The organism is Luteimonas sp. R10 (assembly GCF_045689605.1).
Classification (GTDB): Bacteria; Pseudomonadota; Gammaproteobacteria; order Xanthomonadales; family Xanthomonadaceae; genus Luteimonas.
Window position 1 is genome coordinate 1 of sequence record NZ_CP141262.1, and the last position, 21,596, is coordinate 21,596.

General features: G+C 67.7%; 20 protein-coding genes and 1 pseudogene. 16 read left to right on the top strand and 5 right to left on the bottom strand.

Annotated features, from left to right (window positions below; all coding sequences use genetic code 11):
* Window positions 1–67: 67 nt before the first annotated feature.
* From U3649_RS00005 to U3649_RS00015, 3 genes are all read left to right on the top strand, one after another.
* Complete coding sequence (locus U3649_RS00005) at window positions 68–817, top strand: lytic transglycosylase domain-containing protein (protein ID WP_407352854.1); 750 nt, start codon at window positions 68–70, stop codon at window positions 815–817.
* Window positions 818–1,469: 652 nt separating this feature from the next.
* Window positions 1,470–1,679 carry a cold-shock protein gene (locus U3649_RS00010; RefSeq protein ID WP_407352855.1) on the top strand — a complete coding sequence of 70 codons (210 nt, stop codon included), beginning with the start codon at window positions 1,470–1,472 and terminating at the stop codon, window positions 1,677–1,679.
* Window positions 1,680–1,971: 292 nt separating this feature from the next.
* Window positions 1,972–2,685: a pseudouridine synthase gene (locus U3649_RS00015; RefSeq protein ID WP_407352856.1), complete on the top strand. Its 714-nt coding sequence runs from the start codon at window positions 1,972–1,974 to the stop codon at window positions 2,683–2,685.
* An 81-nt stretch (window positions 2,686–2,766) separates the two neighbouring features.
* Here the strand turns inward: U3649_RS00015 and U3649_RS00020 are convergent, their stop codons facing one another.
* Window positions 2,767–4,629, bottom strand: a complete 1,863-nt coding sequence (locus tag U3649_RS00020; RefSeq protein ID WP_407352857.1) for a hypothetical protein — start codon at window positions 4,627–4,629, stop codon at window positions 2,767–2,769.
* Window positions 4,630–4,889: 260 nt separating this feature from the next.
* Window positions 4,890–5,087: a hypothetical protein gene (locus U3649_RS00025; protein ID WP_407352858.1), complete on the bottom strand. Its 198-nt coding sequence runs from the start codon at window positions 5,085–5,087 to the stop codon at window positions 4,890–4,892.
* A 94-nt stretch (window positions 5,088–5,181) separates the two neighbouring features.
* Here U3649_RS00025 and U3649_RS00030 point away from each other — a divergent pair, with 94 nt between their 5' ends.
* The 3 genes from U3649_RS00030 to U3649_RS00040 are packed head-to-tail and all read left to right on the top strand — an operon-like array spanning window position 5,182 to window position 8,614.
* A complete protein-coding gene (locus U3649_RS00030; RefSeq protein WP_407352859.1) occupies window positions 5,182–5,907 on the top strand; it encodes an ABC transporter ATP-binding protein in 726 nt (241 codons plus the stop codon).
* A complete protein-coding gene (locus U3649_RS00035) occupies window positions 5,904–7,343 on the top strand; it encodes an ABC transporter permease (RefSeq protein WP_407352860.1) in 1,440 nt (479 codons plus the stop codon). Before U3649_RS00030 ends, U3649_RS00035 begins: the two co-directional genes overlap by 4 nt.
* The gene (locus U3649_RS00040; RefSeq protein WP_407352861.1) at window positions 7,340–8,614 is read left to right on the top strand and encodes a DUF3526 domain-containing protein; all 1,275 of its coding nucleotides are present in this window, start codon (window positions 7,340–7,342) and stop codon (window positions 8,612–8,614) included. Before U3649_RS00035 ends, U3649_RS00040 begins: the two co-directional genes overlap by 4 nt.
* A 24-nt stretch (window positions 8,615–8,638) precedes the next feature.
* On the opposite strand, the gene U3649_RS00045 is transcribed toward U3649_RS00040, so the two are convergent.
* The gene (locus U3649_RS00045; protein ID WP_407352862.1) at window positions 8,639–9,616 is read right to left on the bottom strand and encodes an NAD-dependent epimerase/dehydratase family protein; all 978 of its coding nucleotides are present in this window, start codon (window positions 9,614–9,616) and stop codon (window positions 8,639–8,641) included.
* An 8-nt stretch (window positions 9,617–9,624) separates the two neighbouring features.
* Between U3649_RS00045 and U3649_RS00050 the strand changes: the two genes are divergently transcribed.
* The 8 genes and pseudogenes from U3649_RS00050 (at window position 9,625) to U3649_RS00085 (ending at window position 15,528) form a co-directional block, all read left to right on the top strand.
* Window positions 9,625–10,338, top strand: coding sequence for a helix-turn-helix domain-containing protein (locus tag U3649_RS00050; RefSeq protein ID WP_407352863.1), 714 nt, complete (start codon window positions 9,625–9,627; stop codon window positions 10,336–10,338).
* Window positions 10,339–10,483: 145 nt separating this feature from the next.
* Window positions 10,484–10,933: pseudogene (locus tag U3649_RS00055) on the top strand (DUF2254 family protein); the annotation flags it as partial.
* The gene (locus U3649_RS00060; RefSeq protein ID WP_407352864.1) at window positions 10,852–11,211 is read left to right on the top strand and encodes a hypothetical protein; all 360 of its coding nucleotides are present in this window, start codon (window positions 10,852–10,854) and stop codon (window positions 11,209–11,211) included. The pseudogene U3649_RS00055 and the gene U3649_RS00060, both read left to right, overlap by 82 nt.
* Window positions 11,208–11,801 carry a DUF2254 family protein gene (locus tag U3649_RS00065; RefSeq protein WP_407352865.1) on the top strand — a complete coding sequence of 198 codons (594 nt, stop codon included), beginning with the start codon at window positions 11,208–11,210 and terminating at the stop codon, window positions 11,799–11,801. Before U3649_RS00060 ends, U3649_RS00065 begins: the two co-directional genes overlap by 4 nt.
* 195 nt (window positions 11,802–11,996) lie before the next feature.
* Window positions 11,997–12,626, top strand: coding sequence for a GntR family transcriptional regulator (locus U3649_RS00070; RefSeq protein ID WP_407352866.1), 630 nt, complete (start codon window positions 11,997–11,999; stop codon window positions 12,624–12,626).
* 287 nt (window positions 12,627–12,913) lie between these two features.
* On the top strand, window positions 12,914–13,060 hold the full coding sequence (locus tag U3649_RS00075; protein WP_407352867.1) for a benenodin family lasso peptide: 147 nt from the start codon (window positions 12,914–12,916) through the stop codon (window positions 13,058–13,060).
* 51 nt (window positions 13,061–13,111) lie between these two features.
* The gene (locus U3649_RS00080; protein ID WP_407352868.1) at window positions 13,112–13,792 is read left to right on the top strand and encodes a lasso peptide biosynthesis B2 protein; all 681 of its coding nucleotides are present in this window, start codon (window positions 13,112–13,114) and stop codon (window positions 13,790–13,792) included.
* Window positions 13,789–15,528 (top strand): asparagine synthase-related protein, encoded by a 1,740-nt coding sequence (locus U3649_RS00085; protein WP_407352869.1) that lies wholly within the window; start codon window positions 13,789–13,791, stop codon window positions 15,526–15,528. The genes U3649_RS00080 and U3649_RS00085 overlap by 4 nt, the downstream gene beginning before the upstream one ends.
* Here U3649_RS00085 and U3649_RS00090 read toward each other — a convergent pair.
* Together U3649_RS00090 and U3649_RS00095 are read right to left on the bottom strand one after the other, a co-directional pair.
* A complete protein-coding gene (locus U3649_RS00090; RefSeq protein ID WP_407352870.1) occupies window positions 15,513–17,654 on the bottom strand; it encodes an Atxe2 family lasso peptide isopeptidase in 2,142 nt (713 codons plus the stop codon). The two genes, U3649_RS00085 and U3649_RS00090, sit on opposite strands and share 16 nt — an antisense overlap.
* Before the next feature lie 51 nt (window positions 17,655–17,705).
* Window positions 17,706–20,342: a TonB-dependent receptor domain-containing protein gene (locus U3649_RS00095; RefSeq protein ID WP_407352871.1), complete on the bottom strand. Its 2,637-nt coding sequence runs from the start codon at window positions 20,340–20,342 to the stop codon at window positions 17,706–17,708.
* A 368-nt stretch (window positions 20,343–20,710) separates the two neighbouring features.
* Between U3649_RS00095 and U3649_RS00100 the strand changes: the two genes are divergently transcribed.
* Both U3649_RS00100 and U3649_RS00105 read left to right on the top strand, forming a co-directional pair.
* A complete protein-coding gene (locus tag U3649_RS00100) occupies window positions 20,711–20,959 on the top strand; it encodes a helix-turn-helix domain-containing protein (protein WP_407352872.1) in 249 nt (82 codons plus the stop codon).
* A 249-nt stretch (window positions 20,960–21,208) separates the two neighbouring features.
* Window positions 21,209–21,469, top strand: a complete 261-nt coding sequence (locus tag U3649_RS00105) for a helix-turn-helix domain-containing protein (protein ID WP_407352873.1) — start codon at window positions 21,209–21,211, stop codon at window positions 21,467–21,469.
* Window positions 21,470–21,596: the final 127 nt, after the last annotated feature.

Here is a 21,596-nt window from a genome sequence, read left to right on the forward strand (position 1 = left end):
AGGGAAGATAGGCTGCGACAAATGTGGGGGAACCTCAGGTTCAGTTCCCTCCGCTCCCATCCTTCTTGTGCTGGTGTTGCTGTACGGCGCCGCAGCACCTGCCACGGCGCGAACGATCTACCGCTGCGTCCGCGACGGCACCGTGAGCCTGGCCACGGCGCCCGAACCGGGGTCGCGCTGCGAGGCCCATAAGGTGGCCGACGCGCCCGGCAAGCCGGCCAACCTCTGGGGCAACTTCGGCATCTTCAGCGGCACCCTGTACGAGCGCGAGCAGGACGGCAAGCTGGTCTATTCGACCCGCAACCTGCCCGGCTCGCGGGTGTTCCTGAAGTTCACCGTGGAGACGCCGCCGGGCGAGCCGGCCCACCCAGGGCTCGGGCGCGTCGGCGCGCCGCGCCTGGAGGCCTTCGACGCCCAGTTCCGCGCGGCGGCGCGCGCCACCGGCGTGGACGAGGCCTGGCTGCGCGCGATCGCCCACGCCGAGAGCGGCTTCGATGCCGACGCGGTCTCGCCCAAGGGCGCGCTGGGCGTGATGCAGCTGATGCCAGACGTCGCTGCCGAGCTCGGTGTCGCCGATCCCCTGTCGGCGGCGCAGTCGATCGACGGCGGGGCCCGGCACCTGCGGATGCTGCTGCGCCGGTTCGACGGCGACCGCACGCTGGCCGCCGCGGCCTACAACGCCGGGCTGGGCGCGGTGGCGCTCCACGGCGGCGTGCCGCCCTTCCCCGAAACCCGGCACTACCTGGACAAGGTGCAGGCCTTGTACCTGCGCTACCGCGAGGCGATGGGGTTCAAACCCGAGCGGCCGGCGCCTTGAGAGAAGAAGAAAAAAGGGAGCGGAGGCTGAGGTTTCCCCAGATTCCTCGCAGCCTATCTTCCCCCTTTGAAAAAGGGGGATTGAGGGGGGCGAAAGCCGCCGCTTGCAAGCCGCAGGCTTGCGGTGGCTCGAGCGCCCTCGCGCGCTGCGCGAGGGCCGGGAATCGCGTAGCGATTTGCTGTTGCTGTTGCTTGGTCGGTCACCGAGCAAATCCTCCCAGCCCCTCTTTTTCAAAGGGGGGAAGCAGCCAAGCCATTGAATTGATTGCAGGAAAACAGGGGGAACTTCAGGGTTGGGGGATTTGTTGAGCGCCCAACAGAACCACGGTCGAAGCAAATCCCCCTCAATCCCCCTTTTTCAAAGGGGGAGGACAAGCGCCAAGAAATGTGGGGAAACCTCAGGGGCGGAGGGAATCACCTGCGGTTAGCTCCCTTACATCCCTATTGCCGGAAAGTGGGGTAAAGTGCATGCACTGTTCAAAGCGGGATCACGGTACATCGTGGCTCCGATGCGGTAGATCACCGGTTCCAGGGCCGAAGCCGGCCTCTCCAGACGATCCACTCCATCGCTTCGCGTTACCCCTTGCTCGATACAGTCCCGGCATCGCATTCCGCGGGCCGTGCTTTCCTCAATTGATCCAAGGAGTAACACCATGTCCGATCGTCAAAGCGGCACCGTCAAGTGGTTCAACGACGCCAAGGGCTTCGGCTTCATCACCCCGCAGAGCGGCGACGACCTGTTCGTCCATTTCCGTTCGATCCAGGGCAGCGGCTTCAAGTCCCTGCAGGAAGGCCAGAAGGTGACGTTCAAGGTTGCGCAGGGCCAGAAGGGCCTGCAGGCCGAAGAAGTCCAGCCCGAGTAAGCATCTACTCGACGCTTGCACCGCATCAGCGGTACCAGGACCCCGGGCGGCAACGCCCGGGGTCTTTTGCTTGGCGGCCGTCATCCCGCATCCGGACGTGCCCGCGCGATTGCGGGTGCAGGCACGGCCCCCGGGTTAGGGGACTCGCTCCTGACGTCCGTTCGCTTGCGCCAGGAAGCCTGCGCAGGCGGCGTTCCCGGCCACCGGGCTTTCGTCTTCCGCGCTCCATGACCCCGCGCGCCCGATCTGCCAGACTGCGCGCCTTTCGCGATCACCGGCGACGCACCCGGCCATGCGCCTGAACAAGCACATCAGCGACACCGGCGCGTGTTCGCGGCGCGAGGCCGACCGCCTCATCGGCGACGGCCGGGTGACGGTCAACGGCCAGCGCGCGCGCGTGGGCGCCGAGGTCGGCGAGGGCGACCTGGTCATGGTCGACGGCCAGGCGCTGCAATCGCGAACGGCCGCCCCCGGCAAACGCCGCCACGCCTACATCGCACTCCACAAGCCGACGGGCATCACCTGCACCACCGAGGCCTCGGTGAGGGGCAACATCGTCGATTTCGTCGATCATCGGGACCGCATCTTCCCGATCGGCCGCCTCGACAAGGATTCGGAAGGCCTGATCCTGCTGACCAGCAACGGCGACATCGTCAATGCCATCCTGCGCGCCGAGCACAAGCTGGAGAAGGAGTACCTGGTGACCGTGAACCACGCGGTCACCCACGGCATCCTGCGCGGCATGGCCCGCGGCGTACCCGTCCACGGGCAGGTCACGTTGCCGTGCCGCACCGGCCCGCTGGGCAGGTTCGGCTTCCGGATCACCCTGGTGCAGGGCCTCAACCGCCAGATCCGCCTCATGGCCGCCCACTTCGACCTGCGGGTGAAGCAGCTGGTCCGGGTGCGGATCGGGCCGGTCAAGCTGGCCCACCTGAAGCCCGGCCAATGGCGCAACCTGACCGACGCGGAGTTGCGGGCGCTGCTGCCGGGGCACGCGGGGTTCTGAACCGGAACGCGTCGCCGGCATGGTGTCCGAGGCGGTTGCCGGCAACTCGGCGGGGGCCTCCTACGGCTTGGCGGCGGCCTGTCAGCCGCCGCCGCGGTAGTCGCCCGCGCGCAGGGCGTTGACGCGCGCCATCAAATTGCTGGCGGCCTGGTCGACGGCCTGCTGCATGGCCGGGTTGCCGGCGACGAAGCCGGCCAGGTCCTGGGCGAACTGCGCGCCGTCCGCGTCCGAGGTCGGCGTGCGCAGCCCGCCGGTCTCGGGATCGCGCAGCGAGTCCGGCAGTTCGACGGCGCCGCTTCTCGCCGCGGCCTCCACGATCTGCACCGTCTGCGCCGCGACCAGCTCGCGGGCGAAGCCGGGCACCTCGTTCTCGAAGACCTGCGAGGCGTTGTCGGTGGGCCACAGCGCCTCGAGCAGCGCGCCTTCGACATGGGTGTTGTAGCCGGTGGCGAAGGCCGCGCGGGAGGCGCCGCCGGTGCCCAGGCCGATGCCGAAGCCGATGTAGTCGCTGATGACGTTGACGGCGTCCTGCTTGGCCTGGTTGTCGTTGTCGACGTCGGTGGCGGCGATGGCGTTGGCGCCGAACTGCGCCTGCACCAGTTCGGCGTCGATGTCGGCGATCTCGTCGGCCAGGTCTTCCAGGTCGATGTAGGGCGTGCCCTGCACATCGGCCTCGCGCGGCGGGCCGTAGTCCTGCACCTGGGCGCGGTAGTGGTCGGTGGCCGCGTGGATCGCCTGTTCCCAGCTGTCGTAGCGCTCGGCCGGCGCCATGAACGGCGGCAGGCCCTGCGGCTGGTCCAGGCGCAGCGGCGGCGTGCCGTCGGCGCCCAGCGCCGCCGTCATCAGGTTGGCGCCGGCGCCGGAGTAGTCGGCGCCCAGCGCCGCCAGGCGCTCGCCGAGCGGAGACTGGGACGCGGGGAAGGCGCTGCTGCCCTCGCCGACGTTGAGGATCTCGCCGGGATAGGCCATGTAGAGCCGGCCGAGCGGTTCCTGCGCCCACTCGCCGACGCGGCCGTTGTGGGCATGGCTGGCCAGCACCAGCGACTCGACCGCCGCGATCGCCGCCTGGTCGTTCGGGTCGGTGGCGAGGTTGGCGCGCGGCGTATCGAGCACGGCGCCGACCAGGGGCGAGATGACGGTGAGGCTGTCGGGCTTGATCCCCGGATCGAGCAGGCGTTCGGCCACGGTGGCGTCGTTGGGATCGTCGCCGCGGATGGCGAGCACCTCGGAAGAAGCCTGGTTGCGGAGGATGCCGTGCAAGGCGGTGGCCCATGCGCCGGTGTTGTCCCAGCCGACGTCGTGGCTGGCGGGCTTGAGCAGCGGCTCGCGATGCGCCGGCACCGGCAGGCTGCCTTCGGGCCGGTCCATGATCTGCGGCGGCTCGCCTTCCAGGAACACATGGGCACCCAGTTCCGCGGCGGTTTCCGGCGTGTAGTCGCCCTCGTTGAGCAGGATCGCCGCCAGCTCCGGATCGAGCCCGCGGTCGGTGACGAAACCGTTCTGGCTGGTGATCTCCCGAACGAAGCCGGCATCGATCGCGCCCTGCGGACTGCGCGTGGCGGCGCCAAGAGCGACGGACAGCGACTGCAGCAGTTCGGTGGTGTCCTGGGTGACCTGCGGGTCGGTGCCGTAGGCCTGCGTGTTCGGGATCTGGTCGACCGCCGCCACCAGGCGCGAGAAGCGTTCCGGTCCGAGCGCCTCGACGAAGCCGGCGGCGAACTCCGGATCGTTGCCCGCCTTCTCCAGCGCATCGACCAGGTCGCCGGAAAAGTGATCGACCAGCATCGGGATCTCGGTCGAGTTGTATTTCATGTTGGCGGGGACGAGCTCCGCGATCTGCTCGCCCGCCGCGCGGCCGTCCTGGTAGGAGGACGCGGATGCCGGCGGCTGCTGGGGGGGTGCGAAGGTCTGCGTGGACGCGACGTGGTCGACCGGGATGCTCATGGCGGGGGCTTCCGAAGCAGGAGGGGGGCTGCCGCGCGGGCATGGGCCGGCGCGCGCGTCCATTGTTAGCCGCCCGACCAAGGGCGACTACCTAGGGTTTCCACCAGCTTTCTTCCGGCGTCGGTGATGGTGCGCACAGTCCGGCGTGGTCGCTCGGTCGCTCGCGGTGGCGGAGGACAGACACAGCCCGATCCTGCCGCCCCGGCTCACAACGGCATCGGGAAGTGAGCCCGACCCGGGGGTGTTCCTGAGGTTCTTCTCTACAGCTTCATGTCGAAGGACACATAGGCCGAACGCCCGGGCGCCGCCGAGAACATCGGCTGGTCGTCGCCGCCCCAGAAGAAAGCGTCGTACCAGACGTACTCGGACCCGTGATCGGCCAGGTTCCTGACCTGCAGGTCGATGCTGAAGTCGCCGGATTGTGCCAGCGCAGGGGAGCAGGCAAGGGCAAGCAGCATCGACAGATGCAAGCTGGTTCGCAAGGGGAAGGCGCGGGTCGCTGAGAAGCATTGAAATGTTATAACATGCCTAAAACCACGACCTGGCCCGCCAATGCCTTCCCATCCCGCACCCGTTGTCGATGTCCACGGGCTCTCCGTTTCGTTCGCCGACAGGCCCGTGCTCTCCGGCCTGGATCTCCGCGTGGAGGCCGGCAGCATCTATGCGCTGCTCGGGGGCAACGGCACCGGCAAGTCGACGACGCTCTCGGTCCTGCTCGGCTTCCGCAGGCCCGATGCGGGAACGGTCCTGGTCAATGGCGTCGAGCCTTCGCGCGAGCCTGCCCGGGCGCGGGCGCAGCTGGCCTACCTGCCCGAGAACGTGGCGCTCTACGAGCATCTGTCCGCATTCGAGAACGCCGATTACCTGCTGTCCCTGGCCGGGCGAAGCTACCGGCGGGACGCCATCCACGAGGCGTTCCGCGCGGCCGGGCTGCAGGAGTCGGCATGGAAGCAGCGGCTGGCGGGATTCTCGAAGGGCATGCGGCAGAAGGTAGCGATCGCCGTCGCCCTGATGCGCGAGGTGCCGCTGCTGCTGCTGGACGAGCCGACCTCGGGGCTCGACCCGGGCGCCAGCGCCGACTTCCACGGGTTGCTGGAGTCGGTGCGTGCACGCGGGGCGTCGGTGCTGATGGTCACCCACGACCTGATGGGCGCGGTCGACGTCGCCGATCGCATCGGCGTGCTGGAGCAGGGGCGGATCGCGCACCAGGAAGACCGTGCCGGCTTCGACCTGTCCGCGCTGCATGCGCACTTCTCCGGCAGGGCCCGGGCCGCATGAGCGCCGTCCGCCCGGTGATGCGCAGCGAACTGCGCGCGATGCTGCGCAACCGGACCGCGCTGGCCGGCATCGCATTGCTGGCGATGCTGGCGCTGATCTCGACCCTGGTGTCCTACCACCACATGCGCGGCGCCGAGGAGTACCGGGCGCGGCAGCAGGCGGCCGCGCAGGAAGCCTTCGACGCCCAACCCGACCGCCACCCGCACCGGGTGGTCCACTACGGCCATTTCGTCTACCGCCTGCCGTCGTCGCTGGCCGCCTTCGACGCCGGGGTGGACCCGTTTACCGGGACCAGCATGTTCCTGGAAGGCCACCGCCAGAACACCGCCAACTTCGGCGACGTGATGCAGAGCTCGGTGCTGGTGCGCTTCGGCCAGCTGACCCCGGCCTTCGTGCTGCAGGTGCTGGCGCCGCTGGTCCTGGCGTTCCTGGGACACGGCCTGCTCGCGCAGGAGCGCGAGCGCGGCACGCTGCGCCAGCTGATGCTGCAGGGCGCGTCGACCAGGGCCATCGTGACCGGCAAACTCGCCGCGCTGTTGACGGTGGCCGGTGTCTTCCTGTCGCCGGCGGTGCTCGGCCTGGCCGTCATGGCCGCGGCCCCGGGCGCATCGGCGGGCATCGCGTTGGCGCTCATGCTGGCGTATGCGCTGTACCTGGGGGTCTGGTGCGTACTGATCGCGGGCGTCTCCGCGCTGATCCCAAGGCGGCGCGACGCCCTGCTGGCCCTGGTGGCCGTCTGGTCGCTGTCCGTCCTGCTGGTGCCCCGGCTGGCGCCCGACGCGGCGTACGCGGCGTTTTCGCTGCCCGACCGGCTGCAGACGGACGTGGGCATCGCCGCCGACCTGCGCCGGATCGGCGACAGCCATGATCCCGACGATCCCTACTTTTCCGATTTCAAGCGCAACGTGCTGGCGCGCCACGGCGTCGAACGGATCGAAGACCTGCCGGTGAACTACAAGGGCCTGGTGGCGGTGGAGGGCGAGCGGCTCACGTCGGACCTGTTCAACCGCTATGCCGAGCGCAGCGCCGGCATCCAGCAGGACCAGAACGCGCTGGTCGCGGCGTTCGCGGCGCTCAGCCCGACGATCGCGCTGCGCCAGCTGTCGATGGCGGCCGCGCAGACCGACCTGGCCGCCCACCTGCGCTTCCTGGAGCAGGCCGAGGCCCACCGCTACCGCATGGTCCAGCAGTTGAACCAGTTGCAGGCCGACGGCGTCAGCTACGCCGACGACACCGCCCGCGACGCCGATGCCGATCGCCGCAAGCGCGTGGACCGCGCGCACTGGCAGGAGATCCCGCCGTTCGCGTTCGTTCCGCGGCAGGCGTCCACGCTGTTCCGGGCGATGCTTCCCGGCGCGCTGGTGCTGCTCGGCTGGCTGCTCGCCGCGCTGGCGGTGCTGGCACTCGCCTCGCGCCGGCTGGAGGTGGCGCGATGAGCCCGTGGCGCTACGAACTCGCCCTGTTGCTGCGCTCGCGCATGGCGGCGGCGGGCCTGGCCCTCCTCGTCGCGCTGGCGGTGGCCAGCCTGGCGTCGGGACTGCAGCGCATCGACAGCCAGCGCCAGGCGATCGAACGCATCGCGCCGCTGCAGCAGCAGGACCTTGCCGCGGTGGTCGCCGCACACGGCGATTCCACCGATGCCGGCCACGCCGCCTACTACACGTTCCACCCGACCTGGAATCCCCCTTCGGCGCTCGCGTTCGCTGCGATCGGCATGCGCGATGTGGCGCCCTACGTCCTGCGCGTCCGCGCGCTGGGACTCGAGGCGCAGATCCACGACGGCGACGCCTTCAACCCCGAGCTGGCCCTTGCGGGCCGCTTCGACTATGCGTTCCTGCTGACCTTCCTGCTGCCGCTGTTCGTAGTCGTGCTGGTCCATGACCTGCGCTCGGCCGAGACCGAGTCCGGGCGCGAGCGGATGTTGCGTTCCCTGCCCGGCTCGATGGAGCGGCTGTACCTGCGGCGCTGCGCCGTGCGTGGGCTCGCACTGCTGGCGTGCGTGGCGCTTCCGTTCGTCGGATTCGCACTGCACCAGCAGGTCCCCCTGTCGCTGGTCGCCGCGGTCGTTGCAGCGGTTGCCGCCTACCTGCTGTTCTGGATCGTGCTGGCGCTGCTGGTGGCGAGGCTGGGCTGGTCCTCGACGGCCAACGCCGCGTCGCTGGCCACGCTGTGGGTCGCCATCGCCCTCGTCCTGCCGACGCTGTCGCACGTGGCGATCGAGCGGACGATCCGCGTCGACCAGGGCGCCGAGATCGCGCGGGCCCAGCGCGAGCAGGTCAACCGCGCCTGGGACATCCCACGCGAGGACACGATGGCGCGCTTCTACGCGCGTCATCCGGAGTGGAGCGACTCGGCACCGCTGGGCGACGGCTTCCACTACAAGTGGTACCTGGCCTTCCACCAGAATGGCGACGAGAGCGTCGCCGGAATGGCCGCGGCCTATCGCGACGGCGTCGAACGGCGCTCGGCCGCCGCCGCCCGCCTGGGCTGGCTGCTGCCGCCGGTCGGCATGCAGGCCCTGCTGACACGCTGGGCGGAAACCGACATGCAGGCACATCTCGCCTACCAGGACCGGATCCGCGCCTACCACGCCGCGCTGCGCCGCTTCTATTACGGCTATCTGTTCCGGGACAGGCCGTTTACCGGCGACGACTACGCGCGCGCGCCGAAGTTCGACCCGGAACACGTGGCCCGACCGGCCCGCTGAATCCAAAGAACCCGAGTAGCGGGATCACGAACTCAGCACATCGGCCTCGGCCCCGTCCTCGAGGCGCGGGAACAGCGGCCTGAAACCGAGGTCCTCGCGGATGCGGCTGCCGTCGAGGAGCACATCGAAGGCACGCGCCCGCTCCGCCTGCGAACCATCGGGCGGGGACTGGCCGACGGATGCGAACAGCGCGGCCAGATCGGGCGCCTCGTCGGCGACGACGTTGTAGATGCGATGCGCAGGCGCGGGCGCATCGAGCACGCAGGCCACGGCTTGCGCGACGTCGGCGTGGTGGGCGATCGACATGCACTGGTCCGGCGGGAAGCCGCGCATCAACGGCACGACCTCCACGATGTGCGGATCGCCGTCGCCATAGACGAACGGCAGGCGGAGCACGCGCACGTCCAGACCGTCGATGGCGAGCAGGAAGCGCTCGGCGGCGAGCTTGCTCAGGGGATAGGCGTCCACCGGCGCGCAGGCGTCGTCCTCGCAGGCACGGCTGCCGCCCGTCGGCCCGTAGACCAGGCCGGTACTCGTGAAAACGAAGCGTCCAACGGACGCGGCGCGGGCCGCATTGGCGAGGTGCCGCGTGCCCTGTTCATTCACCGCGTGCGCCTGCTCGGGGGTGGCGCCACGGAAGAACGCGGCGCAATGGACCACGGCATCGACGCCGCGTACGGCGGCCTGGAGCGAGTCGGGATCGAGCAGATCCCCCTCCACCAGCTCCACGTGGTCGTTGCGCAGGTGGACGGCCCGCGCCGTATCGCGCACCAGGGCGCGCAGGCGATCGCCACGCCCGGCGAGGCGCTTGACGAGCCGGCTTCCAACTTTTCCGGTCGCACCGGTGATGAGGATGGTCTTCATGCGGGAAAGCGTAGCCCCCGGCATTCGGCGTGCATTGGAAAAAACGGCCATGCCTTGCGCGACCGGTACGCCGTCACCAGAATCGGGCCATGCAGACGCACTTGCACCGCCACCGCTCCGGGCCAGGGCTGGCGACACCGCCCGCCATGGCGGAACTCTCCGTGGACGAATGCGAGCGCACCCTGCCACGCGTGGCCATTCCGCACCCGGAGATCCACCTCGTTGTCCGCCTGGGCCCGTCGATACGCGATGGTCTCGACGCCCACGCCCTCGGCGTACGGCAGACGGCGCATCGCAAGGTCGTCCCCGGCGGGCAACGCATCGTGTTCGCGCGCCTCCATCTGAGCACGTACGAAGCGGTGCTCGGCGTGCCCGCCTCTGAAATCGCCGGGCGCATCGTCGCACTCGAGGACCTGTGGAGCGACGCGGCGACACGGCGGCTGCGTGGCCGGCTTGCCGCCGCCGCCGACACGGCCGCCGCCGCCGCAGTCCTGGAGCACGCGATCGCCGAACGCATCGCAACGGCGGACGCACCCGGCGCCCACGCGCGACTGGCCTTCACTGCCGCCGAACGGCTGGTAAGCGCCAGCGTGCGTACCGTCGCCCGCGGCCTAGGCGTGAGCGAGCGCCACCTCCGGCGCGTGTTCCGCGAAGCCGTGGGCGTGAGCCCGAAGGCGTTCGCCAGGCTGACACGTTTCCACCAAGCCCTGGCCGCCGCGCGCGAGAATGGCGCCACGAGCTGGGCCACCATCGCCGCTGCGGCGGGCTACTACGACCAGGCCCATCTCATCGCCGAGTTCCATGCCATCGCCGGTACCACGCCGCGCGCACTGCTCGCCGAGCTCCAGGCGGCAGGCTGACCGGGAGGGCGCTTGACCGGGCACCCCGTCAATCACCGCCGCCCCCTCATCCTCGCCTGCCGCGCACCGCCACTGCTTCGCACCCCCTCCACAGGGGCCTCGCGACCCTGCCCCGATCCATCGAGGAGGTCGCATGGCCAGCCGGATGTCGAGCGGAATCCTGGGCAAACTGGCCGTCAGCCTACGGTCGAGCTTCTGGTTCCTGCCAGCGCTCATCGTGCTGGCATCGCTCGGCCTGGCGACGGGACTGGTCGCACTCGACCAGCAACTCGGCAGCGGGCCGGGCGAGCGCTGGCCCACGCTGTTCGCGGTGGGCGCAGACGGCGCCCGCCAGCTAACGGCCACCATCGCCGGCTCGACGATCACCGTGGCCGGCGTGGTGTTCTCAATCACCATCGTCGCGCTTGCGCAGGCATCCACGCAGTACACCTCGCGCGTGCTGCGCAACTTCATGCGCGACCGCGGCAACCAGGTGGTGCTAGGTGTCTTCCTCGGCGTCTTCACCTACTGCCTGTGCGTGATGCGCACCATCACCAGCAACGATGGCGGCGGCTTCGTACCGCTGGTGGCCGTGACTGCCGGGCTGCTGCTGGCACTGGTAGCGGTGGCGTTCCTGGTCTTCTTCATCCACCGCGTGTCGGCGTCGATCCAGTCGGCGAGATCACCCGGAGCATCGCGGCCGACACCCTGCGCACCATCGACGAGGTATTTCCCGAACCACTGGAAGGCGAGGAGGCCGCCGCCGATCCCGACGCCAGCGGCGGTTTGCGCTGGTACCCGGTGCCGGCGACGCAGATGGGCTACATCGAAACAGTGGACCGCAACACGCTGCTCGAACTCGCGCGCAAGCGCGAAGCGTGGTGGTGCACATGAAACGCCACCTCGGCGACTTCGCCAGCCCCGATCTGCCGATCGCCAGCATCGGCGCCAAGCACGCGTCGGATGCCGAAGCCATGCGCTGCCCGTCCAGCCTGTTCGCTATCGACTCCTACCGCACCATCGAACAGGACGTGGCCTTCGGCATCCGCCAGCTCGTCGACGTGGCGCTCAAGGCGTTGTCGCCCGGCATCAACGACACCACAACCGCCATCACCAGCCTCGACTGCCTGTCGCTGATCCTGCGGCGCCTGGCCGGGCGCCGCATCGAGCCACGCCCGATACGCGACGGCGACACCCTGCGCGTGTTGCCTGCGGGGCCGGGATTCGAGCGCCTGCTGGCGCTGACGTTCGACCAGATCCTGGAGAACGCACACCGCAACACCACCGTCCTGCTGCGCATGCTGCAGGCCATCGAGCAGGTGAGGGGCGGCACCCGATCGCCGCAGCGACAACGCATGCTCGACGACAAGCGCGATGTCGTGGCGGAGGTGGCACAGCGCACGGCATCGAGCCGCGATGCGCTGGCGCAGATCGAGGCGCAACTGGCCGGCGATGGCGGGGCGAAAGATACGACGGGGGCGTAGGAACGCCATGAGAGGCAGCCCCCAGGCGATTCCAAGGCCCGGTGCCGCAGTCCTCTGTAGGAAATTTCCTACAGCACGTTTGTGACCAAGTGTTCAGAACGCGCCGCCAAGGGCCGTATCCTGAGCGGCGCGCTCCCCGCTGCAAGTAATGTCCATCCCAAGGGAGGCCGCAAACCGCAGACATGGAGTTCTGCCATGAGTGCAACCCACTCCAAGACCGCATTCCTGTACGGGCAGGTCAGGCGGGCGCTGCAGTCGGGGCGCTACGTGCCAGGGCAGCGCATCGATCCGGGCGCGCTGGCCGCGCAGTTCAACACCAGTACCATGCCCGTCCGGTTCGCCCTGTACCGCCTGGTGGGCGAAGGCATGATCAACGACCAGGCCCGCGACGGGCTGCACGTGCCGCTACCCACCGAGGCCGCCCTGCGCGACCTCTACGGCTGGATGGAGCGCCTGCTGCTGATGGCCTGCGATAGTGGCATCGCGCCCATGGCGCCGGAGCCCGAAAGGCTGGAGCTGGCGTCCGCCGACGACGACCTGGTCAAGCGCACATGGCAGCTGTTCGACGCGATCGCCCGCGCCACGCTGCAACGCTCCCTGCACCGGGCCGTCAAGCAGGCCAACGACCAGCTGGCGCCCATCCGGCGCGCCAAAAGCGGGCTGATCGACAACCCCTTCGACGAGCTTTCGGCACTCAACCGGCACTGGCAGCGCCGCGACATCCCGGCTCTCAGGTCCGCGTTGCGCGACTACCACGAGCGCCGCAAGCAGCTCGTGCCGTGCATCGTGCTGCTGTTCAACGAGCGCAGCGCGCAGCTGCACTAGGCACGGCACAGCGCCCGCCGCGACTACGCGCGGCCCTGCCCGGCAGGATGCGCACATCCAGGGCGCAACCTGCGCGGCAGATCACGCGCGCACGGGCGAGCGGGCATCCGTAATCCGAGGCGCCTGCACCGCGATCCCGAAACTGAATCCGGCGATTGCAGGACGCGTGTCACAGTCCGCAAAGAATCTTCATTTGATCAAGCAAATATCATTTGAAGATCAAGAAATCTGGCTCCTAGGCTGGCTCCGTCATGGGATGTCCATGACGCAACCCGAAGGAGACAGACATGAACGCGAACGAGAACACCCGCACCAACGTGCCGGAAGACGTCATCGAACTCGGCGTGGCGAGCGTCGAGACCAAGGGGCCCTTGGGCCCCCAGGAAGGGACCGGTGAAGGGCGTCCGGTGATCCCGGGCATCTCCGAGGACTGATGCCCCGAAGGGCGCGCCTCCCCAGGCGCGCCCTCTTGGATGAGACCGACAATGCCTTATTGCCTGGCGGAACATGTGTCGTGCTGCGAAATCGAAGACCGTACGGTCTTCCTCGACGTTGCACGGGACCGATACTTCCTGCTCCCGCTTGAACTCGATGCGGCCTTTCGCACCGTTCGGTCCGGTGGCCGCCCACCCGAGAAACAGCTCCTTGGGCTCATCTCCGCCGGAATCCTCGTTGAATCTCACGAGATGGACGAAGCGTCCAATCACTCTATTCAGCGGCCCTCCCGAAGCGCGCTCGAACCGGTCGCGCCCTACTCTCGCATCCGCCCCGGTCCCGCAACCGCCATGGAGGTACTCGCTACCGTCTGCTGGATGCGCTGGCGACTTCAATCACAGCATCTGCAAAGCATCCTTGCGAACACGGGAATGCGGGCGAACGATGAAGAGCTCCCTACCAAGGCGCGCTCACATGCACAAGACCGGTTGGCGGCCGCCGCGGCTCAGTTCACGCTAGCGCGCCGCTATGCCCCCGTCGAGCGGACTTGCCTGCTCGACTCGCTGTCGCTGGCACGCTTTCTCGCCCGAAGGCGACTGGCGGCGGCCATCGTCTTCGGTGTGACTTTGCATCCATTCGCCGCACACTGCTGGGTGCAGGCCGGGGACTTGGTCCTCAACGAAACCTTGTCGGATGCGAACGCGTACACCCCAATCCGGGTGATCCGGTGATCACCCGCTTCCTGCTTCTGATCGGCAACGGCAGCACGCCTCCGATCAGGGTGAAAGATCTTCGGTCCGCAGGGCTGCAGTGCACTTTCTCCTCCGTCGCCGCATGCTTGTGGTCGACTCCGGAGACGCCCGTGATCCCGGTTCCCGGTAACGGCCTCGTCGTCGGACAGCTCTTCAACGCGCAAGGGGAGCCAATCACACATGCCAGAGCGATGGGCGACATCATTGGCGGGCTGAGCGACCACTTACTGCAAAACTGCTGGGGTGATTACGTTGCGCTTTCCGTTGCACGCGAGGATGAGAGGCTCGTGAGCCTCCTCCGCGATCCGTCGGGTGGCGTTCCTTGCGTCCACTCGCTCAGGAACGGCCGGGGATTCGTCACGTCCGACATATCCCTCGCAGTCGAGCTCGGGCTGTATTGCCGCCGAGTGGATTGGCATTCTATTGCACATGGGCTCCATTTCCCTTACCGGCGGACTGAGCGCACGGCGCTGTTGGATATTCACGAGCTACTGCCAGGTTGCGCGCTGGAGATCGGTCCTTCACATGCGTCCGTACGCACCGCTTGGTCACCATGGAAGTTCGTGCATGACGGCATACGCCATCGCGATCCCATCATGGCGGCTGAGGGCATCCGCGAGGCCGTTTCAACGGTGGTGAATGCCTACGCCTCTACAGATCACCGGTTCATCGTGCAGCTGTCCGGTGGCCTGGACTCGTCCATCGTTGCGTCTTGCCTGCGCGGGATGAGCGCGGAGCCAATGTTCTGCTCCTTGGTCATGCCGGTCGAAGGCACCGATGAGCGCCCCTATGCGAGATTGGTTACGGACGCGATGCAACACGAACTCGTGTCCGTGCCGGTCGGCTTCGATGACGTACGCATCGATGTGCCCACCGCACCTTCCTCCGTGGTGCCCGCGACAGGCATGCTCCAACACGCAACCTCCGCGGCGTGGGATAGCGTCGGCGCCGCAAACGGTACAAGCACGTTCTATACGGGTGGCGGTGGCGACAGCATCTTCTGCTACCTGCAGACTGCCGCCCCCGCAGCCGATGCCTACCTCGAACGGGGCATCACGGCCGGAGCCGTCGCGGTCAGAGATCTGTCGACACTCCACGAGTGCACGATATGGAAGGCGGGTAGGCTAGCACGCAGGAAGATCGAGGCGTTCGAGAGCGGAGTGCGTCGTGGCTGGACGGTCGACCAGTCGCTTCTCAGCGCGGACGCACTGGAGATGGTGGAGCTGCCCCACCCATGGCTGGACACACCGCCGGGGTCGTTCCCCGGCGACTGCGAGAAGGTCCACGACCTCATCGGCACACAGCTCTACATGCATGCGACATGGGCGCCGAACCGGCGTGTGAGGCGCCCTCTGTTGTCCCAGCCCGTAATGGAAGCCTGCTTGAGGGTGCCGAGTTGGATGTGGATCGCCGGCGGCCGCGATCGTGCCGTCGCGCGTGACGCATTTAAGGATACCCTGCCCAAAGCCATCCTTGCCCGAAGAAGCAAGGGCTCCTACGCCGGGTACCTGGCGACGGCCTATGCGCGTAACAAGACCCAAATCCGGGAGTTCCTCATGGAAGGCGAGCTGCGTGCCGCCGGTCTGCTCGACCCGGTCGCGATGTCCGGGTTCTTCACTTCCGAGTTCGCGCCCCGCACCATGCCGTTCATACGTGCTTTCGACCTGTGCACGGCAGAAAACTGGATTCGCAACCAGGCTCACCGAGACGGTTGATCAAGCACTGCCGTAATCGGTCCCTCTGCTCTCCGTTTCATTCGCTCCCAGATTCGGTATTGGTCGGCCTTCCCGGGGTCTGGATCCTTGTAGTCTTGGAGCCAGAACCGAAACCAGTCGACGTTGCGTTCGTACGCGGCGATCTTGTGCCTAGGCTGAAACTTGATGTGCGCTTCGTCTGGGAACACGTAGAGATCGCCCTGCTCCCTGCGTACCAGAGGGAGCGCGTAGTCCAGCATCATCCTGTATTCCTGCTCGGGCATTTGAAACAGCAGCGGTGTCCGGATGCGGTCCAGGTGGAACGCCGGCGAGATCTCACGCCAACGTTCAGGCGTCTCCTCGAGCATCCCGAGCTGCCAGGATCGCTGCATTCCGCTGCGGAACCCATCCCGCAGGCTGTTGAACAGATAGTAGGTGAGTGTCGCCGAAACGCCGCTGATCGAAGCTGCTGTCACGATGTCCGAGTGGGCTACGGTCCACATGGTCACCTCGCTGCCATAGCTGAGCCCGCCCATTCCCACGCGCGTGGAATCCACCAGCCCCTCCGTAGACAGGTGGGCGACGACGCTTTCGACCGCCATGCGCCCCTGGTCATGCCGTTCGATGAAGTCAGGGCTCGCGCCGGGCAGGGCGTTGATGCACAGCGCCGCGATCCCGCTTTCTGCCAGTGTGGCCAGCGGCCACTCGTCCCCCACCCCGCCACGCAGGAACCCGTAGCAGTCGTAGTAGGTCACGAACAGCGGTGATGGCTTGCGCTCTCCTTGCTTCGATGCCTCGAACAGGTGGCCCGTAAATTCCCGACCCTGCTCATCCTGCCAACGGATCACTCGCGCCGGCGCCGTCGCCGCGATGTCCTTATCCAGCCCTGCATTCGGTGCGTACAGAATTCTTCGGTCGCCCGTCGCCAGGTCGATCGCCTCCAGTCGCGGCGGGCGGTCCGCCTCCGCGGCAACGCAGACCAGGAGGTCCCGCGACAACGCGCAAGGGATGTCCCAGTAGCGCTGGCTGCCGCTTAGCAGGCCATCCGAGACCACAACCGGCCGGACGACCCCGGTGCGCACGTTCCACGCGCGGAGCGATTGGGTACGGCCCATGCGCCGGCGATAGTCGGTTTCGGTGAAGATGACCTCGTCGCTTCCCGGCCGCCAGGCAATGTCGCTGATGGCCCGGTCTCGGCACGTGTCCGCCACGCACTCCACATGGTGTCGCGCGCCCGCGTGAGAGAGCATCGACAACACGAATCCGGGCCTCGTCGACCCTCCCGCCCCGGGGCTGGGAACAGGCGTCAGGGCGGCGACGCGTCCGTCGTCCGGATGCACCGCGAGTTTCGACGGCTCCGAAGCGTCGCGATGGAGCCGCGCGATCTTCACGGGTGGCTCCGGCATTTCCGGCGGGGTAGCCTCCCGCGTCTTCATCGTCGCGAGGTCCACCGCCCTCCAACGGTCCGGTGCCGTCGCCATCAGCGGACCGGTCGCAAACCAATCATTCGTAAACCGCTGCGTAGCGGCCCGACCCTCGACGCGGGCGGATCGGAACAGCCCCGCCCCGATGAACACGGAGGTGTCGATACGCACGCCCTGGTCGTACTCCCGCTTCTCCATGGCGGCCACCTCCTCCCGCGTGGCACCGACGCTGTACAGCAGCACGCCGCCCTGATCGCCCAGCTGGAAGTCACGCACGTCGGCTGCGTCGAACGTCACCGATTCGGCACGGGATCCGTCGGCGGCCGCGCGCCAGATCGAGACCCGCCCGTCCAGGCGCGCCCGGTAGTAGATCCAACGGCCATCGGGCGACCAGCGCACCGGCGATGGCAGCACCTGTCCGTTGACGTGCTGGCGCAGGGGCACGCCACCGTCCGCGACGCGCCGCGGCGGCGAATCGCCGGAGAGATCCTGCACGTACCAGGCCGTGTCGTAGGTGTTGCGCTCGATCGAGGCCTGTTCGACTCGGAACGCCACCTGCCTGCCATCCGGCGAGATCGCGGGGTTGCCGAGGTCCGCCACCTCCAGCAGACGCCGTGGTGAAATCACCTCGGCGTAGGCGGGGCGCACCCCAGCCACCACGATCAACACGACAAGGGCAGCGCACCCGCTGCTGGCGAGCCATAAGCCCAGGCGGATGCGCATCAGCACAATCGCACCGTGCAACAGGCAGGGACACCGACTCATCGTCTGCCCCTACCAGCGCTTCGAGACCGAAACGCTGACGAAGCGCCCGATCGGTGAATAGTTCGTAGCGTCGTACGGCACGAAGCTCGCATTTCTTACGGTGTACAGCGGCGGGTCGCGGTCCAGCAGGTTCTGCACCGCCAATCCGAGCGTGAGGCCCGGCCATGCACGCGGCTCATGATGGAGCGTGGCATCCCACGTAGTGAACGAGGCGGTCTTTTCCGTTCGCGCCGCCAGCCGGTTGGTCACGCCCGCGGTGTAGTTCGCGAAACCCGATGCGGTGAACCCGCCGGACGACCAGACCGCACCCACCCGGCCGTTGACCTTCGCCGGGTTGAATACCGTGCCCGACAGGTCGAACTCCGGTTGCCGGGCGCTGGTCTTCTGGACGCTGTCGAGCCAACTGGCCGACCCGCGCAGCGTCAGGCGGCCGGTCCCGACATCGAACCGGTATGTGCCCGACAGGTCGACGCCCTTCACCACCTGTCTCGCCGCGTTGAGAAACTGGCTAGAGACGATCGCCACCACGTTGTCCGGATCGTAGGCCGTCCCGGACAGGTTGTAGAACGCGCTGTCGTAGACCGCCAGCAGGTCCGCCTGCTGCCCGGGCGTCGGGGCCAGCGCCACGAACTCCGCGTACACAGGGTCGCTCAGGGCGACCTGGTAGTTGACGGGCACCACCACCCGGTCCGTGTAGTCGACGCCGAACGTCGTCAGCTCGACCTCCAATCCCGGCAGTGCCATCGGATGCAGGGCCAGCGAGGCCGTCCACGTGCGCGCCCGCTCGGGGGCGAGGTCCAGATTGCCACCCCACGACATCAGCACCGTGGCGTCGGCCGGGTATCCCTCACCGCCCGTGTCAGTGGCCGCCCACAGGTACGCCATCTTGTCCTGGTAGCGCTGCGAAGCCGTGGGCGCCTTGAACGACCTGCCCCACGACGCCTTCAGCGTGAGATCCGTGCCGGGGCTGTAGACCACGCCCAGCTTCGGCGTGGTCACGCGGCCGAAGCTGTCGTAGTCCTCAGTGCGCGCGGCTGCGTTGAACTCCAATCGACGGATGCCAGCCACCCGGCTGGAGGGCGAGACCAGCGGCAGACTGAACTCGGCATAGGCATGGCGGGCGCGTTCCTCGCCGCCGTACCCCTCCCCGGTGAGATGCGAGCGATTGAGGAAATCATCCGTCCGCGACCCCACCCCCGCCGCCAGCCTGACGGAATCGCCACCAATGGAGAACAGTGGGCCTTCCACCCCGAGCTCGTACGACTGGTGCCTGTTGTAGAGCCCGGTCCTGGAGCCCAGGCGCGACTCCGAAGCTGTCACCACGTGTCGTTCGTCGATAGCCTCGTTGCGGCCTCGCGCCGCGCCCAACGTCAGCGACCAATCGTGCGCCAGGGAAAACTCGACGCTCGGCGCAACCAGCGACACGAACGCGTCCGGCGTGTTGCGGACATGGCCGCCCGTCTGCGGGTAGTACTTCGTAGTCTCGCGCTCGGTCCGCAATGCATCCAGGCGCAGCTCGGTCCGGTCGCCGAACCGCTGGTGCAGACTGGCCAAGCCGCTGCGCGTGTCCCAGGTGTTGTAGATCGTGTAGGGCTCGTCCAGGTGGGAGGTGTAGCGGCGCTGTTCGGCGCGGATGGGATCGGCCGACGCATCCTTCAGGGTCACGATGACCCCGCCGGTGGACCACGTACTGCCCGCGGTCGCGGTGTATTCGCGCGTCGCCAGGCCACCGTCGGTGGCGACTCCATAGCGCACCCCCAGTGCCAGCCCGTCGAAATCGCGCGCCAGGATCACGTTGGCAACCCCGCCCACCGCATCCGAACCGTAGATGGCCGACGCCCCGTCCGGCACGATGTCCAGGCGTTCGACGGCCTCCACCGGAATCGCGCTGATATCGACAGCCTGAGCAAACCCGTCGTACGCCAACCGGCGGCCGTTCAACAGGGTCAGCGACGCGTCTGGCCCTAGGCCCCGCAGGTTGAGTGCGGAGCCGCCGGACACGTCCTGGTGGCCTGCGCCGCCGGAAGTCCCCATCACCCCCGGGTTCTGCCCGCCGCCGAAGTTCTGCGGCACGCTGCGGATCACCTCGCCCAGGTCGGCGAAACCTTCTTCGCGGATATGCTCGCTGCCGATGGTGATCACCGGCGACGGCGTCGTGCCACCGCGGATGCGGGTGCCGGTAACGGTGATCTGCGCCAGCTCCGTCGCGGCCGGGGCGGTGGGCTGCGTGACGGGTTCCGGAGCTGTTCGGGCCGTTGCGTTGCGGGGCGCCGCACCCTCCCCCGCCGGTTCAATCACAACGGACCTGTCGCCCGTCCGCCGGTACTGCAGCCCGCTGCCCCGGAGCAACCTGCCCAGCGCAGACTGCCAGTCCATGTGCCCGCTGACCGCGCTCGCCTGCCTCCCCGTCACCTGCTCGGGCTCAAAGACGAGCTCCACGCCGCTCTGCGTGCCGAATGCATCCAAGGCTGCGGCCAGCTCGCCTGCCGGCAGATCGAAGTTGGATCTGACCTGCGAGCCAGTCGCCGTGGCGCGGCCCGATGTGATCGTACTCGGGGACTCCTGCGCCAAAACCCGCTCGGTTGTACCGGTGGCGATCACGAGCAAGGCGATGGAAATGGCGTCACGTAAGGTGCTTGTCTTCATGCTGCGTCCTTTGGCTTTCCACTTGTTGACCCGGCCGGCGAACTGGCCCGTTCGTGCTGCGGATTGGCTTTTGGGCGTTGGGTGATGCCGGTCTTGCGTCTCACCTGCACAGGCGGTAGGCGCTGGGTCGACCAGGGCCCAATCGGGCGCCTGTATACGTCCAGTCCCGCCTTGTCCTGCCCATGCGGCTTTCCCCCAGCCTCTGCCTGCTCCTCATTTCCGCCCCCTCGGGCAATGGGCCCTCGATGCGGCCACACCTCTCCGTCCGCTGATCAGCGCCGACGGCGCTACGGAGCGAGAAATGAGAGTAATAAACAGTAGATTTATATACTGTAGATTGCAAGACGGTAGAGGTACAGGCTGGGCACATGCCTTCCCGGCCTTCTCCCGCAGCCGTACCCAGTGCCCGCTCTCGCGTTGGGGCGAACATCCGCCGTCTACGCAAGGCGGAGAAGGAGAAGATGAGTCAAGAGAAGCTCGGCGAATTGGCAGAGTGCCATCGCACCTACGTGTCGCAGCTCGAGCGCGCCAAGACCAACATCTCCATTGACCGCCTTGAGCGGTTCGCCGTGGTTCTGGGCGTGGACATCGTCGACCTGCTCCAGCCGCCCGCGTAGCGGAATGGCGTCTCAGGGTCTACGACGAAGCTGCAGCCTCAGGAGGGCTGGCAATCCGAGGCGGCGGGCCGTCGAGACGGCTGTTGAAGCCGGACTCGGGATCAGCGCACGTGTGCGGAATGCGTCAGTCGCCATGGGAGCGGCGGGCGCCCGCGTGGTACAGCATCGCGCGCCTCGTGCTCACAGGTTCCGGCCCAAATGTAGAGTTATATACAGTAGACTGGCACTCTGTAGAACGCGAGCCGTTAGATGCGCAGGCTGGAAGGCATGCCTTCCAAGTCCTCGCCTCGTCCTGCACCGAACGCACGCGAACGCGTGGCCGCGAACATCCACCGCCTGCGTAAAGCTAACGGGTTGACTCAGGAGCAACTCGCCGAACTGGCGGAGTTCCATCGGACATACATATCTCAGCTCGAACGCTGCGTCACCAACATCTCCATCGATGGCCTTGAGCGGATAGCCCAGGTCCTGGGAGCGGACATCGTCGAGCTGCTGCAACCCCCGAAGTAGGGTCTTCGGTGGGGCACTGAGCGCAGAACGCACGACCTCGGAACGAGCGTTCCCACGCGCGTAGAGCCGAGCTTGCTCGGCTGCTCTCGGCTCCGGAGCCCGCGTCAGCGGAGCAAGCTCCGCTCTA